Here is a 20407-nt window from a genome sequence, read left to right on the forward strand (position 1 = left end):
TTCCACCCTCACGGGGCATACATCCAACTCGACCGGGTGATCATCGGATTGATGATGTGTCGGGTGGTGATGTCCTGGTTAAGCTCCCGCCCGGGACGATGGGGGAGGGAGTGACGATGGGATCCGCCGTTACTTTTGGGGAGCTCGACCGGATGTGCGGTGAGGAGTTTCCCCGGCGGATCGCGCTGTCGAGCGTTCTGCTGCCGGCGGCTCCGGGCTCCGAGCAGCCCGTGTTCCCGACGCTCGTGAAGTCGGACCACGGGACGACGGTCGCCTACGCATGCCAGTACCGGCAGAACGCCGGCAACCCTCCTCTGCTGGTCGCGCTCGGACTGGCGTCCAGCGACCCCGGATACAGCACCACGTGCATTCCTGCGGCCATCTCCAGCCGCTGACCGCTCCGCTTTCGAGAAGGGGTACGGAAATGGAAAACGCCATCAGCTTCGAGGAACTCGACACCGTCATGGGCGAGGTGCTGCCCGAGCGCACCGTCATGGGCGTCGTCGCCACGCCGCTCGCCGCTCCGTACGGCGACGGTGACGTCGGCTCCGGCGCCGGGGCCGGCAGCTCCAGCAGCAGCTCCGCGACGGCCTCCGGCGGCGGTGTGTACGCCCCGGGAGCCGCCGACCACGGCACCACCATGCTGTCGGCCTGCCAGTCCGTCGACCGGCAGCAGACGGCCGGCCTGTTCGGCTCGCTCGGCCTGCCCTCGCAGAACCCGGCCAGCGGCCTCCACTGCATCCCGGCGGCCGTCTCCAGCCACTGATCGCGTAACGGCCCGCCGTACGCACCGGGGAAGGACCGGGCGCATCCGGTCCTTCCCCGCACTCCGCCCCCTCCCACGGACCCCTCCCACGGAGAGCGCCCATGGCACAGCCCGCGCTGGTCGCCGGCACGGAACTGGTCGGCGAGTTCGAGGACTCCGGCTACCGCGAGCCGCCGCACCTGGTCTGCCGCCCCGACGGGCAGGTCGTCCGCCTCCCCGTCCTCCTCTACCAGCTCGCGCGGGTGCTCGACGGCAGGCCCGTGGCACAGGTGGCCGAGCACTTGAGCCGGGAGACCGGGCGGCGGTTCGCCGCGGAGCACGTCGTCTTCCTCATCGACAAGAAGCTCGCCCCGCTGGGCCTTTCGACCTACAGCGACGGCTCGCCGCCCCCGCCCATGGTGCGCACCGACCCGTTCCTGGCGTTCCGCTTCCGGCTCGCGGTGCTGCCCGAACAGGCCACGTGGTTCCTCGCCGGGCTGTTCGCGTGGCTGTTCCGGCCGGTGCTGGTCCTGCTCGCCCTGGGCGCCTTCGCCTACGGCGAGGTGTGGCTGTGGATGACCCAGGACACCGGTGCGGCGCTGCAGTCCGTGCTGTCCTCCCCGACCGACGTCCTCCTCGTCGTCCTCCTGGCCGTCGCCTCCTGCGTGTTCCACGAAATGGGCCACGGCGCGGCCTGCCGCTACGGCGGCGTGCGGCCCGGCGCGATGGGCTGCGGCATCTACCTGGTCTGGCCCGCCTTCTACACCGACATCACCAGCTCCTACCGGCTGGGCCGTGCCGGCCGCATCCGAGCGGACCTGGGCGGCGTCTACTTCAACGGGCTGTTCGTGCTGGGGCTGCTGGGGCTGTACGGAGCGACCGGCAATCCGCTGCTGCTGGTGGCGATCCTCTCCGTCCACCTGGAAATGATCCAGCAGCTCCTCCCCACCCTGCGGTTCGACGGCTACTACATCGTGGCGGACCTGGTCGGCATCCCCGACCTGTTCAAGTACATCGCGCCCATCCTCAAGCGGGTCGTCCTCCGGCGCCCCCAGGACGAGTGCCTGAAGGCACTGAAGCGATGGCCGCAGATCGTGGTCGCGGTATGGGTCCTCTTCCTGGTCCCGGCGCTCACGCTCCAGCTCGGCATGATGCTCGTCAACCTGCCCCAGCTGCTCCGTACGGACTGGCTGACGGTCCGCGCCCTCATCGGGAACGCGGGCGCCGCCGGCTACCCCGTCCTCGGCACGGTCGCGGCGTGCCTGCAGATCGTGCTGCTCACGCTGCCCGTGGCGGGGCTGGCGGTGGCCCTGTGGCGGCCGGTGCGCTCGCTCGCCCGCGCCGCCCGGAAGCGGCTGCCGGTCCGGCGGGCCACGCGGGTTGCAGTAAGCAGCAGCAGGTAGAGGAGCAGCCGGGGGGCGCGGATCCCCGTGCCCTCACTCCGGGCGCGCGAAGCGCCGCGACGCCACCGCCAGGGCGGCCGGCCCGATCGCCGCGATCAGCGCCGGCTCCGCCGCCCGCGACGGCTGCCACCCCGCCGGCCACGTCCCCCCGGCCGCGCCCGGCACCCGCTCGGCCAGCGACCGCCTCACCAGGACGAGCAGCCGGGCGACGGCCAGGGCCAGGAGGACGGGCGGGCGGCGGTGCAGGGGGACCTCGTCCCGCGTGGCGGGAACCATGGGCCGGCTGATGGCTGCCGCCCCGCTACGAGAGTCACGGTCCGCCTCATGGCTGCCCCACCACCAGGCGCGCCTCGTTCAGGGCGCGGACGAACGCCGTCACATCGGCGGACCTCCGCTCGGCCCCCAGGCCGGGGAAGCGTTCGCCCAGCCGGTCGGCGGTCTGCTGCGGGGTGGCGCCGTCGAGCAGGGCGTGGAGGATGAGGGCGGCCGTGATGTTGAGCTGCCAGTAGCGGCCGGTGGCCTCGTCCAGCAGCACCATCCCGTAGTCGGTGTCCGTCGCGGAGACGTCCGGGCGCAGGGCGAGGGTCATGACGGGCCTCCCGTGCTCACCGGGCGCGGGTGCCCGGCCTCGTGCCGGTGGGCGCGGAGCCAGAGTTCCGCACCCAGGGTGAAGTCCAGCGAGAAGTGCGGGTCCGGGGCCGGCCGCAGCGCGGACAGCTCCCTGCGGAGCACGCCGGCGTCGATGAGCCCGAGGCGGGCCAGCAGGCAATCGGAATCGCCGAAGAGACCGGCGAGGGCCGCCCTGTTGACGCGGAGTCCGGTGTGGAGTCCGGCGCTGTACTCGCCTTTGGTGGACCGGTTCAGGACGAAGCGGGGCACGATGCCGCGCAGGGCCGACGCGAGGACCGGCTTGTAGCGGTCGGGAGCGTTGCGCTCGGCGACCCGTACGGAGAGGGCCGCTTCGACCACTCCGTCGTCGAGGAAGGGCGCGGCGTACTCCGGCCCCATGCCGCTGATGACCTGGTTCATCTGGCGCAGGCCCCGTCCGCCCGCAATGACGGCCACGAGCGCCCCGTGCTGCCCGCGCTGCGGTGCGAGCGGTTCCGGGCCCGCTGCGGCGGCCTCCCGCAGCGCGACCCGTACGGAGCGGGCCGCGTCCCTGGTCGCCCAGGGCGGCATGTGCTGCTCCGGACCCCAGGAGAGGGAGGGCACGTATCCGGCCGGTGATCGGGCAGGGGCGGGCTCGGAGACCGCCGCCGTCCAGCCGGCCAGCCACTGCGCGAAGGTGCTGCGGTCGGCCAGTCCGCGCAGGAGCGGCCCCACAGGGGTGCGCTGGAACGCGTGCTGACGGCGGAGGCGGGCGAGCGCGGCGAGCGGGTTGCTGCGGAGGTAGTCGTGGAGGTACGCGGGGTGCGCGGTGAACAGTTCGTCCCCGCCGCCGCCCGTCATGTGCAGGCGGGAGCCGCGGCCGGTCATCAGGGCGGCGAGCATGCTCAGCCGGGCCGCGTCGCGCACCCAGGGGCCAGGCTCGTCGGCCACGGCGTCCGTCCCGGCCGGGGGCGTGTACCAGGCCGGGGCCCGGGAGCGGTCCACCACGACGTGTCCGGCGCCGGGGAGTTCGGCGGCCGCGCGGGCCGCGAACGCGGAGTCGTCGTTGCCGGGGTCGAGCCCGGACCAGTGCAGGGTGACCAGGCGGGCGTCGCTCCTGGCCGCGAGGAAGCACAGGCTCGTGGAGTCCGGTCCCCCGGAGAGGTCCGAGCTGATCGTTCCGCCGCCGGCGGTGCAGGAGCCGACGGCGTCCTCCAGGGCCCGCCGCACGTCGTGCGCGCCCTCGACGGCCGGCACGACCGGTTCGGGCGGGGTCCACCACCGCCGCGTACGGGCCCGGCCGTCGCGCTCCAGCAGCAGGCAGTCGTGCGACCGTACGGCCTGGACGCCGTGCCACACGCAGTGGTCGTCCAGGGGATACAAGGGGGGTGACGACAGGAGGTGCAGGGCGAGCGCCTCTTCGTCGACGCGCGCGCCCGTGACCGCTGCCAGCACGCCGGATCCGCTCGCGCCGATCGTGGCGCCGCCCACGCGCGCGGAGTAGACGCGCCGGGTGCCGGACGCGGTCCCGCGCACGGCCACCGTCCCGCCGATCGACGCGACGGCATGGAAGCAGCCCGGCAGCCCCCGTACCGCCTGCTCCACGTCCTCGGCGCGCCGGATCCGTCTCAGGCCGGCCGCCAGCCCGGCGGCGGTGACCCGGCACCGACCGATCACCGCCAGCCGTGCGGAACCGGCTTCGGCGGTCCTCACCCGCCCGGCGGGCCAGCTGCCCAGCAGCCAGGGCCTGCCGGAGGCGTGCCGGATCACCTCGGTGGCCGAGGGACGCAGGAGCTCCGCCGCGAGGGAGGACGGTTCGCCGTCCGGGAGAATGGCGAACCGCTCGTCCCCGGCGAACCGCTGGTCTCCGGCGGACCGTTGGTCTCCGGCCATGGTGCCTCGCCTCGCCCTCGCAGGGGATCCGTCCTGCGACCAGGAGACACCCGGGCGTCAACCATGCGGCCATTTAGGTCGATATATTCACTCTTGAGAGTGAGTGCGGTGGGGGAGTGAACGCCTTGCGGCTCAGCCGGTCAGGGCGCGGGCGGCCAGGGCGGTGCCTTCGACCCGGGCGCGGATCTTGGCGAAGGCGGTGTCGCGGGAGGTGGACGTGTCGTCGGCGAAGGGTGCGAAGCCGCAGTCGTCGCATGTGCCCAGCCGGTCGGCGGGCAGATGACGTGCGGCGGCCAGGACCCGGTCCCGGACCTGCTCGGGAGTCTCGACCCGGGGGTCGATCGGGTCGGTCACGCCGACGAACACGCGCGCGTCGGAGGGAAGGTGCTCGGCGAGGACGGCGAGGACCTTGTCCGGTTCCGGCTCGCTCGCCAGCTGGACGTAGAACGCCCCCGCGTTGAGCCGCATCAACCGCGGCAGAAGGGTGGCGTAGTCCACGTCGAGACTGTGCGTGGAGTCCTGATCGCCGCCGGGACAGCTGTGCACGCCGATCCTGGCCCGCTCGGCGGCGGAAAAGCGTTCCAGCACGCGGTTGTTGAGCGCGATGAAGTCCTCCAGCACGGCCCCCGACGGGTCCAGCTTCAGCGCGAGGCGGGCCTCGGTGAAGTCGAGCTGGACGACGTGGGCGCCGGCGTCCAGGCAGCCGCGGATGTCGGCCTCGGCCTCGGCGGTCAGATCGTCCAGGAAGGCCTCGCGGGAGTACCCGTCGATGGGGTCTTGCGGGTAGAGCAGGCTGAGCGCAGAGGGGGCGATCACGGCCTGTTTGACGGGGACGGTCGCGTGCGGGAGGGCGGAGCGCAGATAGCGGTCGGCGTGCACGGCATAGCGCAACGGCCCTGCCGTCAGCCGGGGCAGCTGCCGCTGGTGCCCGTCGGCGAACGGGATGACGACGCCGTCGGGCGCCAGCCGGTCCAGCCCCGCCAAGGGGTACGTGGCGAAGCTCGGCTTGGCCTGCTCCCCGTCGGTGACGACCGGCGAACCGGCCTCCTCCAGGCGGCGGATGGTGTCACGGACGGCGCGATCCTGCGCGGCGGCGAGATCACCGTCGCCGATCCGGCCCGCCGCGTGGTCCGCCATGGCGGCGAGCAGCTCGGCGGGGCGGGGGATGCTGCCGATGGGCTCGGTGGGGATCGTCACGGGTGCACCAGGGGTGAGGGTCACGGCTGGATCTCCAGCTGTGCCTGGCCGCTGTTCCCCCGGACGCCGGAGGAGAAGCAGTCGGTGGGCAGTTGCTTGGGCGCCGCGAGGAGCACGTCCCGCCGCGCGGACTGCCCCTCCCCGCGCCCCTTGACGACCCGGCCCGACAGCATGACGTCGAGGAAGCCGAGGGTACGGGTGGTGGTGCCGTGGTCGTAGACGAGCAACGACTCCGCACCGTCGGCGTACTTCACCACTTCCGTGATGCGGGGGCTGGACTGGCCGTCACAGGACGCTTCCGGCGACACCCCGTCCAGAGAACCGGTGGCCGATACGATCCGGCCGGGCGCGACGCTGCACGAGTACTGGGCGTCCGTGTGGACACGCGTGCCGCGCGCCTCGAGGGTCAGGGGCGGGTCGTACGTGCTGTCGCTGGGCCCCTGGCACAGGACGGCGCTTCTGTGCCCGCCCGTATGCGCCTGCGCGGCCGGGGACCACGCCGCCGACGACACCACCAGAGCCAGGACACTCAACGCCACTGCCGCACCACGTCCGCCGACCATGAGCCCTCCAGGGGTCCGGTTTCACTGCCGGCCCTGTGACTACCCTCCGTACGTCCCCGCCTCCCCCGGCACTCGCAGCGGCCCGGCCGCGCGCGTGCTGCTGTGCACGCGGGGCTCGCACGCCGCAGCGACGGAGTCGGACACCGGTAATCCGGGTAGAGACCCCCGTCCGGGAACGTAACCCGACGGAACCCGATAGAAGGTGCCTCAGTGGACGAAACTGCCGCAAAGCGACTTGTCTTCGCCATGCTCGACGCGGACGGGGACGGCGTCATCTCCAAGGCCGAATACTCGGCACGGGTCGAGCGCGTGACCCTGGCGACGGGGCGGACGGACGACGACCCCCTGGTCATCGCCGCACGCGCCAACGGTGCGCGGGCATGGGCGGCGATGGACGCCGACGGCGACGGAGGCGTGACCTTCGACGAGTACGCGGCGTGGGCGGGCGCCGAGGCGTTCGACACCGTCTGCGAGCCCGTGCTCGGCGGCCTCTTCGACCTCGCCGACACGGACGGGGACGGCGCGCTGGACTTGAAGGAGTTCACCGCACTGCGCACGGCCCTGGGCAACCCGGCCGGCAACGCCGAGGCCGCCTTCGCCGCACTGGACGGTGACGGCGACGGCCTGGTAGCCCGCGCCGACTACCTCGCGTCGGTCCGTTCGCACGTCGCGGGGGAGGACTCGCCCGTGGGGGAAGCGCTGTACCGCCGGGAGGCGAAGCCTTCGGTGCGCGGATGACACGCGCCCCTGGTGTGCGGATGACACGGGCCCCCAGCGCGGCGCCTGCGTGAAGCCCGCTGCCGCACGCAGGCGCCGGAGCCCGCTGCCGCACGCAGGCGCCGGAGCCCGGATCCGCAGAACGCCCGGGGGCCGCTGTACGGTCGCTGCCCCCGGGCTCGGTCACCTACCCGCGGCGGCCCGGGAGTTTCGGTCCGCCGGGGCGATCACCTGCACTGACGAGACGTCAGAAAAGCATCCCGTACTGGTTCCAGCCGGAGTTGCCGATCTTCACCTTGTAGTCGTACGGCTGGTCCGACCGGCCCGTCCCCCGGTACAGCCACAGCGCGCCGTCCTTGTCGCGGGCGATCAGGTCCGGCTTGCCGTCCAGGTCGACGTCGCCCGTGCCCACGAGCTTGTTGAACTGGTTCCAGCCGCCGCCGATGCGCTGCTTGTACTCGAACGGCTTGGTGTAGTCGCCGGTGCCCTTGTAGAGCCAGAGGACGCCGTCCTTGTCGCGGGCGACGATGTCGGCCTTGCCGTCACCGGTGAGGTCGCCGCGGCCGGCGATCTCGGTGAACTGGCCCCAGCCGGGGCCGACCTTCTTGCGGCCGGTCAGCGTGCCGTCGGGGTAGGCGAGGTAGAGCCACAGCACGCCGTCGCGGTCGCGGACGAGGATGTCCGACTCCTTGCCGCCGCCGAGGTTGCCGGGGGACATGAACTGGTCGTACTGGCCCCAGTCGTCCGCCACGATGCTCGGGCTCTTGCCGGCGGGCGCGAAGATGATGTTCTGGGCGTTGTCGCGGACGTAGAGGCCGTCGGCGATGCCGTCGCGGTCGTGGTCGACGCGGGCGGCGGCGTTGATGGCGCTCCAGCCGTTGGTGACGTACTCCTTGGGCGTGATGCCGCCCTTGCCGTCGGGCCAGTAGAAGTACAGGTCGTCGTTGTTGACGGCGCTCAGCGGGAAGAAGGGGGCCTCGGCGGAGGGGCCGTCGGCCTTGACGCCCTTGCGGGGGGCGGCGAGGCCCGGGGCGCGGGTGGCGAGCGGGGCCTTGGGGGCGAGGGGGCCGGTCTTCGGGTAGTCGCCGGACTTCGCCTCGCCGCGCAGCGCCTCGGAGCGGTGCTTGAACGACGCGTCGGCGGGCAGCTTGGCCGCCCGCGCGGCCGGGGAGGCCGCGGCGGACGGCTGGTGGCCGTCGGCCAGGGCGGTTCCGGCAGTGGTGCCGACCAGGGCGGCGGCTATCGCAGCGGTGGCAATGCGCTGCACCGCGCGGGCACGCGGGCGGCCGGGAAGGTGAGCCACGTGGGTTCTCCAGAGGGTCTCAGCGAAGAGTGGCGCGCCCCTGTCAGGAGCACGCCACTGGATCCACGTGATCGTTTCACACTTTCTTTACGTGTCAATGGCTTTTATGTGGATCTTGACCCCAATAGTTCGATCTCGGCGAGGACGTGATCGCCGCCGTCCGCGGCCCGCAGCCGGTAGTGCCGGTACGCACCGGGCCGTGCCACCGAGAAGACCCGCGTCTGCCGGTCCCAGGCGAACGGCTCGCCCTTGCGCCGGTCGACTTCCGCCCACCTCCCCTCCCCGTCCGGGGAGCCCTCCAGGACCCAGCCGTCCGGGGCCTTGGCCCGGTCGGCCGAGGTCAGGGTGTACGAGGTGACGCGGGCGCCGGACGGTACCCGCAGGAGGGCCGTGGTGAAGGAGACGTCCGTGACCGAGGTGTCGTCGGTGAGGGGAGAGGTGCCCGGGGCGGTCAGGTCCTCGTCGGGGACGGGGGCCTCGAAGTCCTTGCTGATGGACGTCGGCCCGTCGTCGCGGCCGCTGCCCCAGGACGACGGCCGCGGACCCATGTCGAACTCCAGGGTCGCCCCCTTCGCGAGGACCGCGTGCGGGAGGGCGGTCGAGCGCCACGCCTTGCCGTTGACGCGCAGCCCCTGCACGTAGACGTTGCGGGCGCTGTTGCGCGGGGCCCTCACCACCACGTCCCGGCCGCCCTCCAGATGGAGCGTGGCCTTCCGGAAGAGCGGCGACCCGATCGCGTAGTCGCCGCTGCCCATGACCAGCGGGTAGAAGCCCAGGGCGCTGAACAGGTACCACGCCGACATCTCGCCGTTGTCGTCGTCGCCCGGGTAGCCCTGGCCGATCTCGCTGCCGAGGTAGAGGCGGGAGAGCACTTCGCGCACCTTCTCCTGCGTCTTCCAGGGCTGCCCGGCGGCGTCGTAGAGGTAGGTGATGTGGTGCGAGACCTGGTTGCTGTGGCCGTACATGCCCATCCGGACGTCCCGCGCCTCGGTCATCTCGTGGATCACCCCGCCGTACGAGCCGGCGAACTCGGGCACGCCGGTCTCGGGCGTGCCGAAGAACTGGTCGAGCTTGTCGGCCAGGCCCTCCCGGCCGCCGTAGAGCCCGGCCAGGCCCCGGGTGTCCTGCGGGGCGTGGAAGGCGAAGTTCCAGCCGTTGGTCTCGGTGTAGTCGTTGCCCCAGACGCGCGGGTCGTAGCGGCCGGGCGGCAGCCGACGCGAACCGTCGGCGTTGCGGCCCTGGAAGAAGCCGACGGCGGGGTCGAAGAGCTTGACGTAATTGCGGGCGCGGTTGAGGAAGTACGCGGACTCGTCCCGGTAGCGGGTTTTGCGGGTGCGCTCGTAGAGGGCCTTGCCCATCGTCGCGAGCCCGTAGTCGTTGAGGTAGCCCTCCAGGGCCCAGGACATGCCCTCGCGGGTGGTCGTGCTCGTGTAGCCGAGGAAGGGGGAGGTCTCCATGCCCTTGCGGCCCACGCCGGGCAGGGCCGGCACCACCGTCGCGTTCTTGAGCGCGGCCTCGTAGGCGGCCTCGGCGTCGAACCGGACCCCCTTCGCGTAGGCGTCGGCGAAGGCCACGTCGGAGCTCGTGCCCGTCATCAGATCGGCGTAACCGGGTGAGGACCAGCGGGAGATCCAGCCGCCGTCCTTGTACTGCTGCACGAAGCCGTCGACGAGCCGGCCCGCGTGCTTCGGGGTGAGGAGGGAGTAGGCGGGCCAGGTGGTGCGGTAGGTGTCCCAGAAGCCGTTGTTGACGTAGACCTCGCCGTCGGCGACGTGCGCGCCCGTACGGGTCGGCGTGTCCGGGCCGTCCGGGCGGGAGAAGGGGCTGGCGTAGCGGTGGCGGGGGCGGGCGGGGGTGCCGGTGTTCTCGAAGCCGGAGTTGGGATAGAGGTAGAGCCGGTAGAGGCTGGAGTAGAGGGTGGTGAGCTGGTCGCGGCTCGCGCCCTCGACCTCGACGCGGCCGAGGAGGGCGTCCCACGCGGCGCGGGCCCGGTCGCGGACGCGGTCGAAGGAGGTGCCGTCCGGGATCTCCTGCTTCAGGTTGGCCTCGGCCTGCTCCGTGCTGATGAGCGACGTCGCGATGCGCAGGGTGACTGTGCGGTCCTTGCCGGGGGCGAGGCGCAGGTAGCCGGTGGTGCCGGCCTTGTCGTCCGTTCTGCCGCTCGCGGTGACGGGCGTGTCGAGCACCCCGTAGACGAACATGCGGCCCGCGCCGGCGGACAGCCCGCTGCGCACGTCCGAGTAGGCGGTGAAGGAGCGGGTCTCAGGGGCGAGGGTGAGGCCGCCCTGGTTGCGGATGTTGTCGAGGACGAGGGCGGCGGAGTCCGCGCCGGCGCCCTCCGGATAGGTGAAGCGCATCACCGCGGCGTGGTCGGTGGGCGTGATCTCCGCCTTGAGGCCGTTGTCGAAGGTGACGCCGTAGTAGTGCGGGCGCGCGGTTTCGCGGGAGTGGTGGAAGGGGAGGGCGCGGGCGGTGCGGTTCGTGTCCGGGGGGCCCGCCCCGGCGGCGAGGGCCGGCATCACCTGGAAGGTCTGCCGGTCGCCCATCCAGGGGCTCGGCTGGTGGCTCGTGCTGAAGGCCTGGATGGTGGGGAGGTTGTCGGCGTTGTTGGCGGCGGCGTACTGGTAGAGCCAGTCAATGGCGCCCGCGTTGGTCACCGGCGTCCAGAAGTTGAAGCCGTGCGGGACGGCGGTCGCGGGGAAGGTGTTGCCCCGCGAGAAGCTCGCGCTGGAGTGGGTGCCGCGCGTCGTGACGGCGTAGTCCGCCAGGTGCGCCGGGGGCTTCTCGGCGGGGGCCGGGGCGAGGGAGACGTCGTCCACCCAGCCGCGGAACTGCGCGGGCCCGGCGGGGGAGTCGTACGCGACGAGCACCCGGGCCACGGTCTTCCCGGCGGCCACGGCCCCGATGGGCGACTCCTTGTTGTTCCACTGGTTGACGTAGAGCGTGCGCGAGTCGGCCTGGCCGCGGGGCGTGAGCGGCGCGCCGTGCTGGTCCACGGCGCCGAGGTCACTCAGATAGGTGCCGTCCGTGAAGGCGAGGTCCAGGGCCACGTGCGTGGCCGGATAGCGCTGGTCGACCTCGGGCATGGACGGGAAGACCTTGTACGACAGGACGGTGGCCGGGGTCACGCGGAGGCCTAGGGCGAAGATTTTGTTGTACGAATAGGCGCGGCCCATGGCCTGGTGGACGCCGCCGTAGCGCAGGGCGTGGGTCCCCGTGAATCCGGCGCGGGCCTTGGCGGTGGGGGAGCCCTTGGGGCCGCCGTCGACGTAGCTGCGCATGTCGGAGGGCGGTGGCGGGCCGGTGTACTCCGGCGCCAGCTGCACCTCGGCGAGCTGGGTGATGTCGGCGCCGCCGTTACGGGTTATGTCGAGCCGGTAGTGGCGGTAGGGGGCGGTGTTGATGAAGGAGAACTGGCGGGTCTGGAAGCGCTTGTCGAAGGTCTCGCCCTTGCGGGAGTCGAGCGGCGTCCACACCTTGCCGTCCTGCGAGCCCTGCAGGACCCAGTCGCGGGGGTCGCGGCCGGGTGCGTCGTTGGCGGACGTCAGGGCGTAGCGGACGGCGGTGACCGGCTCGGCGAGGTCGAACTCCAGCCAGGCTCCCGATCTCTCGAAGGTGAGCCATTTGGTGGTGCTCTCGCCGTCGACGAGGTTCTCCTTGACCTCGCCCGAGCCGGCGTTCTCGCCGCTCGCCCGGACGGCGGTGACGGAGTCGCTGACATTGCCGGGGATGCCGCGGGTGTCGTTGCCGTCGACACCGGCGGTGCGCTTGCGGCCGTCGGGGGTGGAGTCGACGGTGTTGCGCCAGCCGGGCTGGGGGTCGCCCGGCTCGAAGGAGGAGAAGAAGCGGTCGGTGGGGGGAGGGGCGGCGTGAGGGGTGGCGTGGGGGGCGGCGGTGGCGGGCGCGCTCCGCGGTACCTGAATGGCCGTCATAAGAGTGACGGCCAGAAGGAGCACCAGCAGACGGGTGACGCCGGGGCGCCGGTGCTGTCGGGGCCAGTGCCGGTTGCGCCGTCCCTGCCGCATCGCATGTCTCCCATGTCTCGCAACGTGCAGACAACGTTGTCAAGTGAGCCGCGCAGAGTTAAGTAGGGCGTGAGAGGCGGGTGGTGTCAAGGGTCTCGGAGTTGGTGTCGTCGCCCTGCGGGCCGACGGACCGTCACGGGGCGGCGGGGATCCCGTACTGCTGGAAGACTCGACCGACGGGTATTCCGTACCGCAGGAGGTCTCAACCGGCGGGGATTCCGTACCGCCCGAGGTCTCAACTAGAGAAAGACTGGGGGCGGAAGCTGCTCCCGATCTTGCCCAGTTGGTGAGAAGTGGACTATACCTGTCGGCTACCGGGGAGGCTCCGAGAGCCGCCGCGGCGGATCCGGGGGAGCGCGGCAGGGGGGACGCCGCAGGTACGACACCGTTCCCGGCGCGCGCATCCAGAACACCCAGCACACCCAGCACACCCAGCACACCGAGCACCACACCAAGCTTCAACTGACCCGCGGTGTCGGGCCCTTAGGCAACTCTCGTGAGCAAGGGGAGAACCGGTGCACCGCCTGAGTCCTGGAGAAGGCGAGGACTTGAGCATGGGATCGAGCATGGGATCCACAGGGGAATTCGGCCGGCGCGACCTGATCAAGAGAGCAGCCGCACTCGGCCTGATCGCGGTGCCGACGATGAGCGTGCTGACCGCCTGCGCGTCGGGCGGCGGCGATGGTGACGACAACAAGGTGGAGAAGGGGAAGAAGAGCGACAAGAACCCGCTCGCGGTCAACGAGTCCGCGCAGCTCGACGTCGTCATCTTCGACGGCGGGTTCGGCCAGCAATACGCCAAGGACGCCGAGGCCGAGTACAAGGCGGCATTTCCGAAGGCCGACATCAAGCACGCGGCCACCCAGGAGATCCAGACCCAGCTCCAGCCCCGCTTCAACGGCGGCACGCCGCCGGACCTGATCGACAACTCCGGCGCCAAGCAGATGGACATGGGGACCCTGGTCGGCAAGAAGCAGCTGACCGATCTGAACGAGCTGCTGGACGCGCCGTCGATCGACGACCCGTCGAAGAAGGTGCGGGACACGCTGCGGCCCGGCGTCGTCGAGATGGGGCAGTTCGAGGGCCGGGAGACGTGGATCCTCTTCTACGCCTACACCGTCTACGGCGTCTGGTATTCGAAGACGGCACTGGCGAAGCTGGACGCGCAGTATCCCGAGACGTGGGACGAGATGCTCGCCGTCTGCGAGAAGGCGAAGAAGAAGGGAATCGCCGGCTGGACCTACCCCGGCAAGTTCCCGTACTACCTGCCGTTCAGCCTCTACCCCTTCATCGCCAAGATCGGCGGCCGGGAGGTCCTCGACCGGATCGACAACCTGGAGCCGAACGCCTGGAAGGACCCCGCGGTCAAGGCGGCGTTCGAGGCGTATTACGAGCTCTACAAGAAGGGCTACATCCTCCAGGGCACCCCCGGCCTCACCCACATCGAGTCGCAGACCGCCTGGAACCAGGGCAAGGCCCTGTTCATCCCCAACGGGTCGTGGGTGGAGCACGAGTCCAAGCCGACCACGCCGGCCGATTTCCAGATGGCCGTCGGAGCGCCTTCGAGCCTGGACGCCAAGCGCGACAAGATGCCCTTCGGCACGATCTGGGCCTCGGGCGGCGAGCCGTTCATCGTCCCGAAGAACGCGAAGAACCCGCAGGGCGGAATGGAGCTCCTGCGCATCATGCTGGGGAAGAAGTCCTCGCAGAACTTCATCAAGCAGGTCTCGTCGCTGACGTCGTTCAACGGCGGCACGGAGGGGCTGACGCTGCCGCCGGGCCTGAGCTCCTCGCAGGAAGCGCTCGCGAAGGCAGGGGAGAACGTCGTCAACCCGCGGATCCAGGACTGGTACGTGGCCCTGCAGAAGGAGAAGATCGGCGTCGCCGCGCTGGGCGAGATGATGGCGGGCCGGATGACTCCGGACGAGGCCATCACGAAGATCCAGAAGTTCGCGGACGACACGCGCAAGGACGACTCGGTGAAGAAGTACAAGCACAAGTAGGGGCGTAGGGGCGTAGCGGCGTCAGGGCGTGAGGCGTCACGGCCGGCGTAAGGCGTCAGGGCGTGAGGGCTCGGAGCGTCAGGGCGTAAGGCGTGAGGGCGGGATCGGGCGCCGGCGCGGGGAGATCGGAGTCGCAGGGAAATGCAGCACGGTAAGTACCGTTTCATCGTGGGGTTCCTGGCCGTCCCCCTGGTGATCTACGCGGTGTTCGTGATCTCGCCGTTCCTCCAGGCCATCTACTACTCGTTCACGGACTGGACGGGCCTGAGCCCCGACTTCAAGATGGTCGGGCTCAAGAACTACCGGAAGATGTTCGCCGACGACGTGTTCTGGAAGTCGGTCGGCCACAACGTCCTGCTGTTGCTCGTACTGCCGCTGGTGACGCTGGGGCTTGGTCTCTTCTTCGCCTTCATGCTCAACGTGGGCGGCCGCCGCAGGAAGAACGCGGCGGTCGCCGGGGTCCGCGGCTCCGGTTTCTACAAGGTCGTCTACTTCTTCCCGCAGGTGCTGTCGATCGCCATCGTGGCGCTGCTGTTCCAGTTCGCGTACAACCCGAACAGCGGGGCGCTCAACTCGTTCCTGGACGCGATCGGGCTGGACTCCGTCCGGCCGAACTGGCTGGGTGATCCGAGCCTGGCGCTGTGGTGCGTCATGGCGGTGATGGTGTGGAGCAACGTGGGCTTCTACGTCGTCCTGTTCTCGGCGGGCATGAGCTCCATTCCCAAGGACTTCTACGAGGCGGCCCTGCTGGACGGTGCGAACCGCGTCCAGACGTTCTTCCGGATCACGCTGCCGCTGCTGTGGGACACCGTCCAGACGGGCTGGGTGTACATGGGCATCATGGCGCTCGACGGATTCGCGGTCGTCCAGATCATGACCGTCGGCCCCGGCGGCCCGGACTACTCCACCGAGGTGCTCGCCTTCTTCCTCTACACCAAGGCATTCCGCGACGGGCAGGCCGGATACGCGACCACGCTCGGGGTCGCCCTGCTCATCGTCACCATGATCTTCGCCGGCATCGTGATGAAGCTCGGCCGGCGCGAACGGCTGGAGTTCTGAGATGGGCGGCGTGGAAAGCGTGGAAAGCACATCCGCGGCGGAGGGGAAGCCGTCCGCGGCGCCGGACGGCGAGAACGTGCCGGTGGTGGACTCCCCGGAGGGCCGGCTCGGCACCGAGGGCAGGATCCTCAACGTCTTCTCGCACGGGGTGCTGATCCTGTGGGCGCTGATGGTGACGCTGCCGCTCGTGTGGGCGGTGATGAGCGCGCTGAAGGACGACAAGTCCATCTTCACCTCGCCCTGGGCGCTGCCGACGAGCCTGCATTTCGACAACTGGTCGAGGGCGTGGTCGCAGGCGCACATGAGCGAGTACTTCATGAACTCGGTCGTGGTGGTGGCGGGTTCGCTCTTCGGCACGATGCTGCTGGGCTCGATGGCGGCCTACGTCCTGGCGAGGTTCGAATTCCCGGGGAATCGCTTCATCTACTACCTGTTCGTGGGCGGGATGAGCTTCCCGGTGATCCTCGCCCTCGTCCCGCTGTTCTTCGTCATGAAGAACATGCAGCTGCTGGACACGTACCACGGTCTGATCCTGGTCTACATCGCCTACTCGCTCCCGTTCACGATCTTCTTCTTGAGCGGCTTCTTCCGCACGCTGCCGAGCTCGGTGGCCGAGGCGGCCCTGATCGACGGTGCCTCGCACACGCGCACGTTCTTCCAGGTGATGCTCCCGATGGCCAAGCCGGGCCTGATCAGCGTCGGGATCTTCAACTTCCTGGGCCAGTGGAACCAGTACCTGCTGCCGGCGGTCCTGAATGTCGGCGACGAGGACAAGAAGCTGCTGCCCCAGGGCCTGGTAGCCCTGGCCGTCAGCCAGGGCTACAAGGGCGACTGGTCGGGCCTCTTCGCGGGCCTGGTCATCGCCATGCTCCCCGTCCTGGCGGCGTACATCGTCTTCCAGCGCCAGGTCCAGGCGGGCCTGACGGCGGGGGCGCTGAAGTAGCGTGAACGGTTTCCCTGGTGCCGGTCAGGCACCAGGGAAACGGCTGGGGGCTGCCGCCGACTAGGGGCGGCGGCCGTAGGAGTGGTCGCGGTCGTGGTCGCGGTCGTGATCGCGGTCGTGACGGTCGTCGCGGTGGTCGTCACGACGGTCGTCGTCGCGACGGTGGCTGTCGTCGCGTCGGTGGTCGTCGTCCCGGCGGTGATCGTCATCGCGTCGGTGGTCGTCCTCCCGGCGGTGATCATCGTCTCGGCGGTCGTCGTCATCGCGGCGGTGGTTCACCTCGGACGGATGCACCCACCAGCCGTTGTGGCAGACACGGCCTTCGGCGTCACGATCCCCCTCGTCGTAGACACCACTGCCTCTGGTCTCCCCGTTCGGCCCGGGCCGCCCGTTCGAATAGAAGTACCGGCAGTCGGCGGGAGCCGAGGAGGCCCCCGTCGCCGCTTGCGCCCCCGGAACGACGGGCAGTGCGGCCCCGGCCGCACAGAGAACCACCAGCGCGGCACGCACAAGATTTCGCATCGGATCACCCTTCACGGATGGGCTGCGCCTGCGCGCAACCCTGGATGACCCACGATGTCGAAAGAAAAGTAATTACCTGTGACGTATCCACACCAAACCACACGAATGCGTATCAGGGCGTGGTGTCTGTCAAATGTGCTGTCCGGTGAATTAAGGGTCTTCCGGCAGGAGGGAGGCTCTCTCTGCCGGCTCGTGGCTGCGGTCCGTCGGTCAGGTCGCCACGGCCGGGGTGGGCTTCCGGCGCCGGGCGGAGAGGAGTTTCACGCCGGGCTTCTCCACGTACTCGTGGAGGACTACCGCGCCGAGGAAGGAAACCGTCAGCACCAGCCCGAGGTGCAGACTCAGCGGGATGAGCAGGTGATGCGTCTTGAGGAAGTGGTCGACGCTGAAGATGACCATCTCGTGCACCAGGTAGAAGGCGAAGGAGACCTCACCCAGGTACACCGTAATGCGATTCCGGAACGGTGAAGGCTCTCCCCGTACGTCGGCACGGGCCGCTGCGGCGATGGTGAGCGTGTACGGAATCACCGTGTCGGCGGCCCAGTGGAAGTCGAAGGGCATGACGTGGGACGGCCCGAACACGACCAGGACGGCCAGGGCGAGGCTGGCGGCGAGTCCCGGGCCGCGCCAGTTCCCGCTCTTTACCAGAAGGGCGACCGCGATGCCGATGACGAACTCGAGCAACCGGACGGGCGGGAAGATGTACAGCATGAACTTCGGGTCCCAGCCCGTCGCGTGCGCGATGCGGGCGGCGGCCAGCGGGGCAAGCACCACGCACAGATTGCCGGCGATCACGGTTGCCCACAGGCCCCGGGTGGAGAGCCGGCGAATGAGCTTCACCACGAGCGGGAAACTCAGGTAGAAGAGGAACTCGCAGCTCAGTGACCACGAGACGCCGTTGTACCCGAACCACCAGTCCTTCCTGTTGGGAATCCAGGACTGGGTGAGGCTGAGGTTGGTCAGTGCGATCCGGGGGTCGAGGGCCTTGCCCATCCAGATCATGGTGAGCACGGCGACGAAGAAGGTCGCCAGATGGCTCGGGTAGATCCGGGAGAAACGGCGCCGCCAGAATCCGGTCACGGTGTCACGGGGACGTGCCGACCAGGCGAGGACGAACCCGGAGAGGATGAAGAAGAACGACACCGCCGAGGGGCCGGCGTAGACGACCTCCTTCAGCCGGAAGACGTGCACCGAAGTGCCGGTCGACGCCTCCTCATAGAAGAAGTGAAAGCAGGCGACGAGCAGCGCCGCGTACCACCGGAGGCCGGTGAGCGAATCCAGGCGTACTCCTGAAACGGGAGACTTGCTGGACACCTCGGTGGCGGTGGGGGTTATCAGACTCACGGTCGGCTATCCCAGGTGAAGAGCAGGCGAGTGCTGCGACATGGGTCACGTCGCAGGGCCGTGCGAGGGCATGGAGGGATCCCTGGAGAAATGATCTCCAGGGACCACAGAAACGCCTGTGTCCCGCCCGGCTGGCGCGGGCAGGGAACACAGGCCGTACTGCGGGTGGCCGGGGCCGCGGGAAGGCGGCCTCCGGCTGCGGAACGAATGAGCACGAAGCGCTCATCTTATATGCAAGATGGTCACTACATGAGGTGTCTCGGTCACAGGTTTGCCGAGCCGGAGTGTCGTGACTTACCCGCGGCTCCTGTTACCTGCGGTTCTTGCAGGCCGAAGGCATACGGAGGGACAGATGCCCGCCCATTTCCAGGTGTTGCGTTAGATCCGGACCTTGCTGCCGGGCTCGCCGACGCCGGTGGCGAAGGTGCCGCGTTCGGTCCAGCTTCCCTGGCCCTCACCGATGGCGTTGATCCGCGCCTGGATCACGCCGTTGTCCTGAAGGACGAGGTAGTCGGCCTTGCCATCGGCGTTGATGTCGGCGAAGCGGACTTTGTGCCCGGGTTCGCCGGCGCCGGGGATGAAGGAATCGAGTTCGATCCAGCGGCCGCGACCGTCGCTGCCCTTGTTGATCCAGGCCCGCACGGAGCCGTCATCCTGGACGGCGAGGTAGTCGGCCTTGCCGTCGCCGTCGATATCGGCGAAACGGATGCTGTCGTCGTGTTCGCCGACACCACCGATGATGGTGCCGAGCCCGATCCAGCTTCCCTGACCGGTGCCCCCGTTGTTGAGCCAGGCCTGCACGGCGCCGTATTCCTTGACCACGAGGTAGTCGGCTTTGCCGTCGCCGTTGATGTCGGCGAAGCGGACTTTGCTGCCGGGTGCGCCGACGCCGGTGGCGAAGGTGCCGCGCTCGCTCCAGCCGCCGTGGTCGGTGCCGCCGTTGTTGATCCAGGCCTTCACGGATCCGTCGTCATTGAGGACCAGGTAGTCGGCTTTGCCGTCGCCGTTGATGTCGGCGAAGCGGACTTTGCTGCCGGGTGCGCCGACGCCGGTGGCGAAGGTGCCGCGTCCGCTCCAGCTGCCGTGGTCGGTGCCGCCGTTGTTGATCCAGGCCTTCACGGATCCGTTGTCCTCGACGACGAGGTAATCGGCCTTTCCATCGCCGTCGACGTCTACCCGGTAGTCACCGGGCGGAGCCGCCCGGCGCGGTGCGGCGGGCTTCACGTCCACGCGCTGCTGGATCCAGCCGTCCTCGGCCGCCCGGGCCACGCCTTGGTAGAACGCCTCGGCCATCTTGACGTAGCCGCTGTCCTTGGGGTGGAGGTCGTCGGCGAGATCGCTCGTGGTGACCGCCCCCATGTCGACGTACCCGACGTGCCGGCCCTTGGCCTTCCGCTCCGCGACCAGTTGGGGCACCACGGCATTGAACTGCTCGATGCGCTTCTGGGTGTCGGCCGTGGTGGAGGGGACCAGAGAGGAGACCAGCACCGTCACATCAGGGGCGGCCGACGTGATTTTGTCGATGAGGTCACCGAGGCGGCGGGGGGCCGTATCCACGTGGTAGTTGTCGTTGAGGTCGTTGGTGCCGATGTGCAGCAGCACCACATTGGGTTGTGCGGCCGGCAGCCATCTGTCGATATTGCTCGACAGGCCACCGATCTTCCAGCCCCAGTGTCCTTCGTGGTCCAGGTCGGGAAGCTTTCCATTCTGCACGGATCCCACGAAGTCCAAGTGGTCCGTGTGCGAGGCCAGCCGGTTCCACAATTCGCCGCGGTAGCCGGACTCGGTCGAACTGCCGGCGCCGTACGTTATCGAATCGCCGAGAGGCATCACGGTGAGGCGTGGCACATTCCAGCTCTTTCCGGCGGCCGGTGGAACGACTTCAGGAGTGCCGGGGGACCCCTGTGAGTGCTGCGCGTCGGCGACCACGGTATCGGTGGCCAGAAGGCCTCCTGTGAGTGCCACGGTCAGCGCGAACGCGGCCAGTCGCGGTGACGACGGTCTGAGGTGATTTCTACTCTTCAAGTTCAATGACTCTCTGTCATATCTCTTTTTGGCAGCCCGGAGTGTGCGCTTCCTTGCGATCGGAGGACAGCTTTTGG

The 20407-nt window shown here is 69.7% G+C and carries 17 protein-coding genes; 7 read left to right on the plus strand and 10 right to left on the minus strand.

What is annotated here, in order from left to right; genetic code table 11:
• Window positions 1-116 precede the first annotated feature (116 nt).
• The 3 genes from ACFZCD_RS22230 to ACFZCD_RS22240 all read left to right on the plus strand — a co-directional run bounded on the left by ACFZCD_RS22230 (window position 117) and on the right by ACFZCD_RS22240 (window position 2148).
• Window positions 117-395, plus strand: a complete 279-nt coding sequence (locus ACFZCD_RS22230) for a hypothetical protein (RefSeq protein WP_391833428.1) — start codon at window positions 117-119, stop codon at window positions 393-395.
• Window positions 396-424: 29 nt separating this feature from the next.
• Window positions 425-766, plus strand: coding sequence for a hypothetical protein (locus ACFZCD_RS22235; protein ID WP_391833430.1), 342 nt, complete (start codon window positions 425-427; stop codon window positions 764-766).
• A 101-nt stretch (window positions 767-867) separates the two neighbouring features.
• Window positions 868-2148 (plus strand): hypothetical protein, encoded by a 1281-nt coding sequence (locus ACFZCD_RS22240; RefSeq protein ID WP_391833432.1) that lies wholly within the window; start codon window positions 868-870, stop codon window positions 2146-2148.
• Between the two features lie 33 nt (window positions 2149-2181).
• Here the strand turns inward: ACFZCD_RS22240 and ACFZCD_RS22245 are convergent, their stop codons facing one another.
• The 5 genes from ACFZCD_RS22245 to ACFZCD_RS22265 form a co-directional block, all read right to left on the minus strand.
• Window positions 2182-2424: a hypothetical protein gene (locus ACFZCD_RS22245; protein ID WP_391833434.1), complete on the minus strand. Its 243-nt coding sequence runs from the start codon at window positions 2422-2424 to the stop codon at window positions 2182-2184.
• A 46-nt stretch (window positions 2425-2470) separates the two neighbouring features.
• Window positions 2471-2737 carry a lasso peptide biosynthesis PqqD family chaperone gene (locus tag ACFZCD_RS22250; RefSeq protein WP_391833436.1) on the minus strand — a complete coding sequence of 89 codons (267 nt, stop codon included), beginning with the start codon at window positions 2735-2737 and terminating at the stop codon, window positions 2471-2473.
• The gene (locus ACFZCD_RS22255) at window positions 2734-4629 is read right to left on the minus strand and encodes an asparagine synthase-related protein (protein ID WP_391833438.1); all 1896 of its coding nucleotides are present in this window, start codon (window positions 4627-4629) and stop codon (window positions 2734-2736) included. Before ACFZCD_RS22255 ends, ACFZCD_RS22250 begins: the two co-directional genes overlap by 4 nt.
• 132 nt (window positions 4630-4761) lie before the next feature.
• Window positions 4762-5826 carry a cobalamin-independent methionine synthase II family protein gene (locus ACFZCD_RS22260; protein ID WP_391833440.1) on the minus strand — a complete coding sequence of 355 codons (1065 nt, stop codon included), beginning with the start codon at window positions 5824-5826 and terminating at the stop codon, window positions 4762-4764.
• Between the two features lie 20 nt (window positions 5827-5846).
• Window positions 5847-6365: a hypothetical protein gene (locus ACFZCD_RS22265; RefSeq protein ID WP_391833442.1), complete on the minus strand. Its 519-nt coding sequence runs from the start codon at window positions 6363-6365 to the stop codon at window positions 5847-5849.
• Window positions 6366-6599: 234 nt separating this feature from the next.
• On the opposite strand from ACFZCD_RS22265, the gene ACFZCD_RS22270 reads away from it, so the two are divergent.
• Window positions 6600-7127, plus strand: coding sequence for an EF-hand domain-containing protein (locus ACFZCD_RS22270; protein ID WP_391833443.1), 528 nt, complete (start codon window positions 6600-6602; stop codon window positions 7125-7127).
• Window positions 7128-7353: 226 nt separating this feature from the next.
• On the opposite strand, the gene ACFZCD_RS22275 is transcribed toward ACFZCD_RS22270, so the two are convergent.
• Complete coding sequence (locus tag ACFZCD_RS22275) at window positions 7354-8409, minus strand: FG-GAP repeat domain-containing protein (protein WP_391833445.1); 1056 nt, start codon at window positions 8407-8409, stop codon at window positions 7354-7356.
• A gap of 104 nt (window positions 8410-8513) precedes the next feature.
• Window positions 8514-12341, minus strand: coding sequence for a GH92 family glycosyl hydrolase (locus ACFZCD_RS22280; protein ID WP_391833447.1), 3828 nt, complete (start codon window positions 12339-12341; stop codon window positions 8514-8516).
• Window positions 12342-13000: 659 nt separating this feature from the next.
• On the opposite strand from ACFZCD_RS22280, the gene ngcE reads away from it, so the two are divergent.
• The 3 genes from ngcE to ACFZCD_RS22295 all read left to right on the plus strand — a co-directional run bounded on the left by ngcE (window position 13001) and on the right by ACFZCD_RS22295 (window position 16439).
• Window positions 13001-14437, plus strand: coding sequence for an N-acetylglucosamine/diacetylchitobiose ABC transporter substrate-binding protein (gene ngcE / locus ACFZCD_RS22285; protein ID WP_391833449.1), 1437 nt, complete (start codon window positions 13001-13003; stop codon window positions 14435-14437).
• 141 nt (window positions 14438-14578) lie between these two features.
• Entirely contained in the window at window positions 14579-15496 is a 918-nt protein-coding gene (locus tag ACFZCD_RS22290; RefSeq protein ID WP_391833451.1) for a carbohydrate ABC transporter permease, read from the plus strand.
• Window position 15497: 1 nt separating this feature from the next.
• Window positions 15498-16439 carry a carbohydrate ABC transporter permease gene (locus tag ACFZCD_RS22295; RefSeq protein ID WP_391833452.1) on the plus strand — a complete coding sequence of 314 codons (942 nt, stop codon included), beginning with the start codon at window positions 15498-15500 and terminating at the stop codon, window positions 16437-16439.
• 60 nt (window positions 16440-16499) lie between these two features.
• Here the strand turns inward: ACFZCD_RS22295 and ACFZCD_RS22300 are convergent, their stop codons facing one another.
• The 3 genes from ACFZCD_RS22300 to ACFZCD_RS22310 form a co-directional block, all read right to left on the minus strand.
• Window positions 16500-16961 carry a hypothetical protein gene (locus ACFZCD_RS22300; RefSeq protein ID WP_391833454.1) on the minus strand — a complete coding sequence of 154 codons (462 nt, stop codon included), beginning with the start codon at window positions 16959-16961 and terminating at the stop codon, window positions 16500-16502.
• A gap of 210 nt (window positions 16962-17171) precedes the next feature.
• Complete coding sequence (locus tag ACFZCD_RS22305; RefSeq protein ID WP_391833456.1) at window positions 17172-18305, minus strand: acyltransferase family protein; 1134 nt, start codon at window positions 18303-18305, stop codon at window positions 17172-17174.
• A 378-nt stretch (window positions 18306-18683) separates the two neighbouring features.
• Window positions 18684-20270, minus strand: a complete 1587-nt coding sequence (locus tag ACFZCD_RS22310; protein WP_391833458.1) for an FG-GAP-like repeat-containing protein — start codon at window positions 20268-20270, stop codon at window positions 18684-18686.
• Window positions 20271-20407: the final 137 nt, after the last annotated feature.

Origin of the sequence: Streptomyces sp. NPDC008001 (assembly GCF_042958085.1) — a bacterium.
Lineage (GTDB): Bacteria > Actinomycetota > Actinomycetes > Streptomycetales > Streptomycetaceae > Streptomyces.

What these genes read in the sequence shown, in the direction of transcription:
- ACFZCD_RS22230 (WP_391833428.1), top strand. Translation starts at nt 117, where the DNA reads ATGGGATCCGCCGTTACTTTTGGGGAGCTCGACCGGATGTGCGGTGAG.
- ACFZCD_RS22235 (WP_391833430.1), top strand. Translation starts at nt 425, where the DNA reads ATGGAAAACGCCATCAGCTTCGAGGAACTCGACACCGTCATGGGCGAG.
- ACFZCD_RS22240 (WP_391833432.1), top strand. Translation starts at nt 868, where the DNA reads ATGGCACAGCCCGCGCTGGTCGCCGGCACGGAACTGGTCGGCGAGTTC.
- ACFZCD_RS22245 (WP_391833434.1), bottom strand. Translation starts at nt 2,424, where the DNA reads ATGGTTCCCGCCACGCGGGACGAGGTCCCCCTGCACCGCCGCCCGCCC.
- ACFZCD_RS22250 (WP_391833436.1), bottom strand. Translation starts at nt 2,737, where the DNA reads ATGACCCTCGCCCTGCGCCCGGACGTCTCCGCGACGGACACCGACTAC.
- ACFZCD_RS22255 (WP_391833438.1), bottom strand. Translation starts at nt 4,629, where the DNA reads ATGGCCGGAGACCAACGGTCCGCCGGAGACCAGCGGTTCGCCGGGGAC.
- ACFZCD_RS22280 (WP_391833447.1), bottom strand. Translation starts at nt 12,341, where the DNA reads ATGACGGCCATTCAGGTACCGCGGAGCGCGCCCGCCACCGCCGCCCCC.
- ngcE (WP_391833449.1), top strand. Translation starts at nt 13,001, where the DNA reads ATGGGATCCACAGGGGAATTCGGCCGGCGCGACCTGATCAAGAGAGCA.
- ACFZCD_RS22290 (WP_391833451.1), top strand. Translation starts at nt 14,579, where the DNA reads ATGCAGCACGGTAAGTACCGTTTCATCGTGGGGTTCCTGGCCGTCCCC.
- ACFZCD_RS22295 (WP_391833452.1), top strand. Translation starts at nt 15,498, where the DNA reads ATGGGCGGCGTGGAAAGCGTGGAAAGCACATCCGCGGCGGAGGGGAAG.
- ACFZCD_RS22300 (WP_391833454.1), bottom strand. Translation starts at nt 16,961, where the DNA reads ATGCGAAATCTTGTGCGTGCCGCGCTGGTGGTTCTCTGTGCGGCCGGG.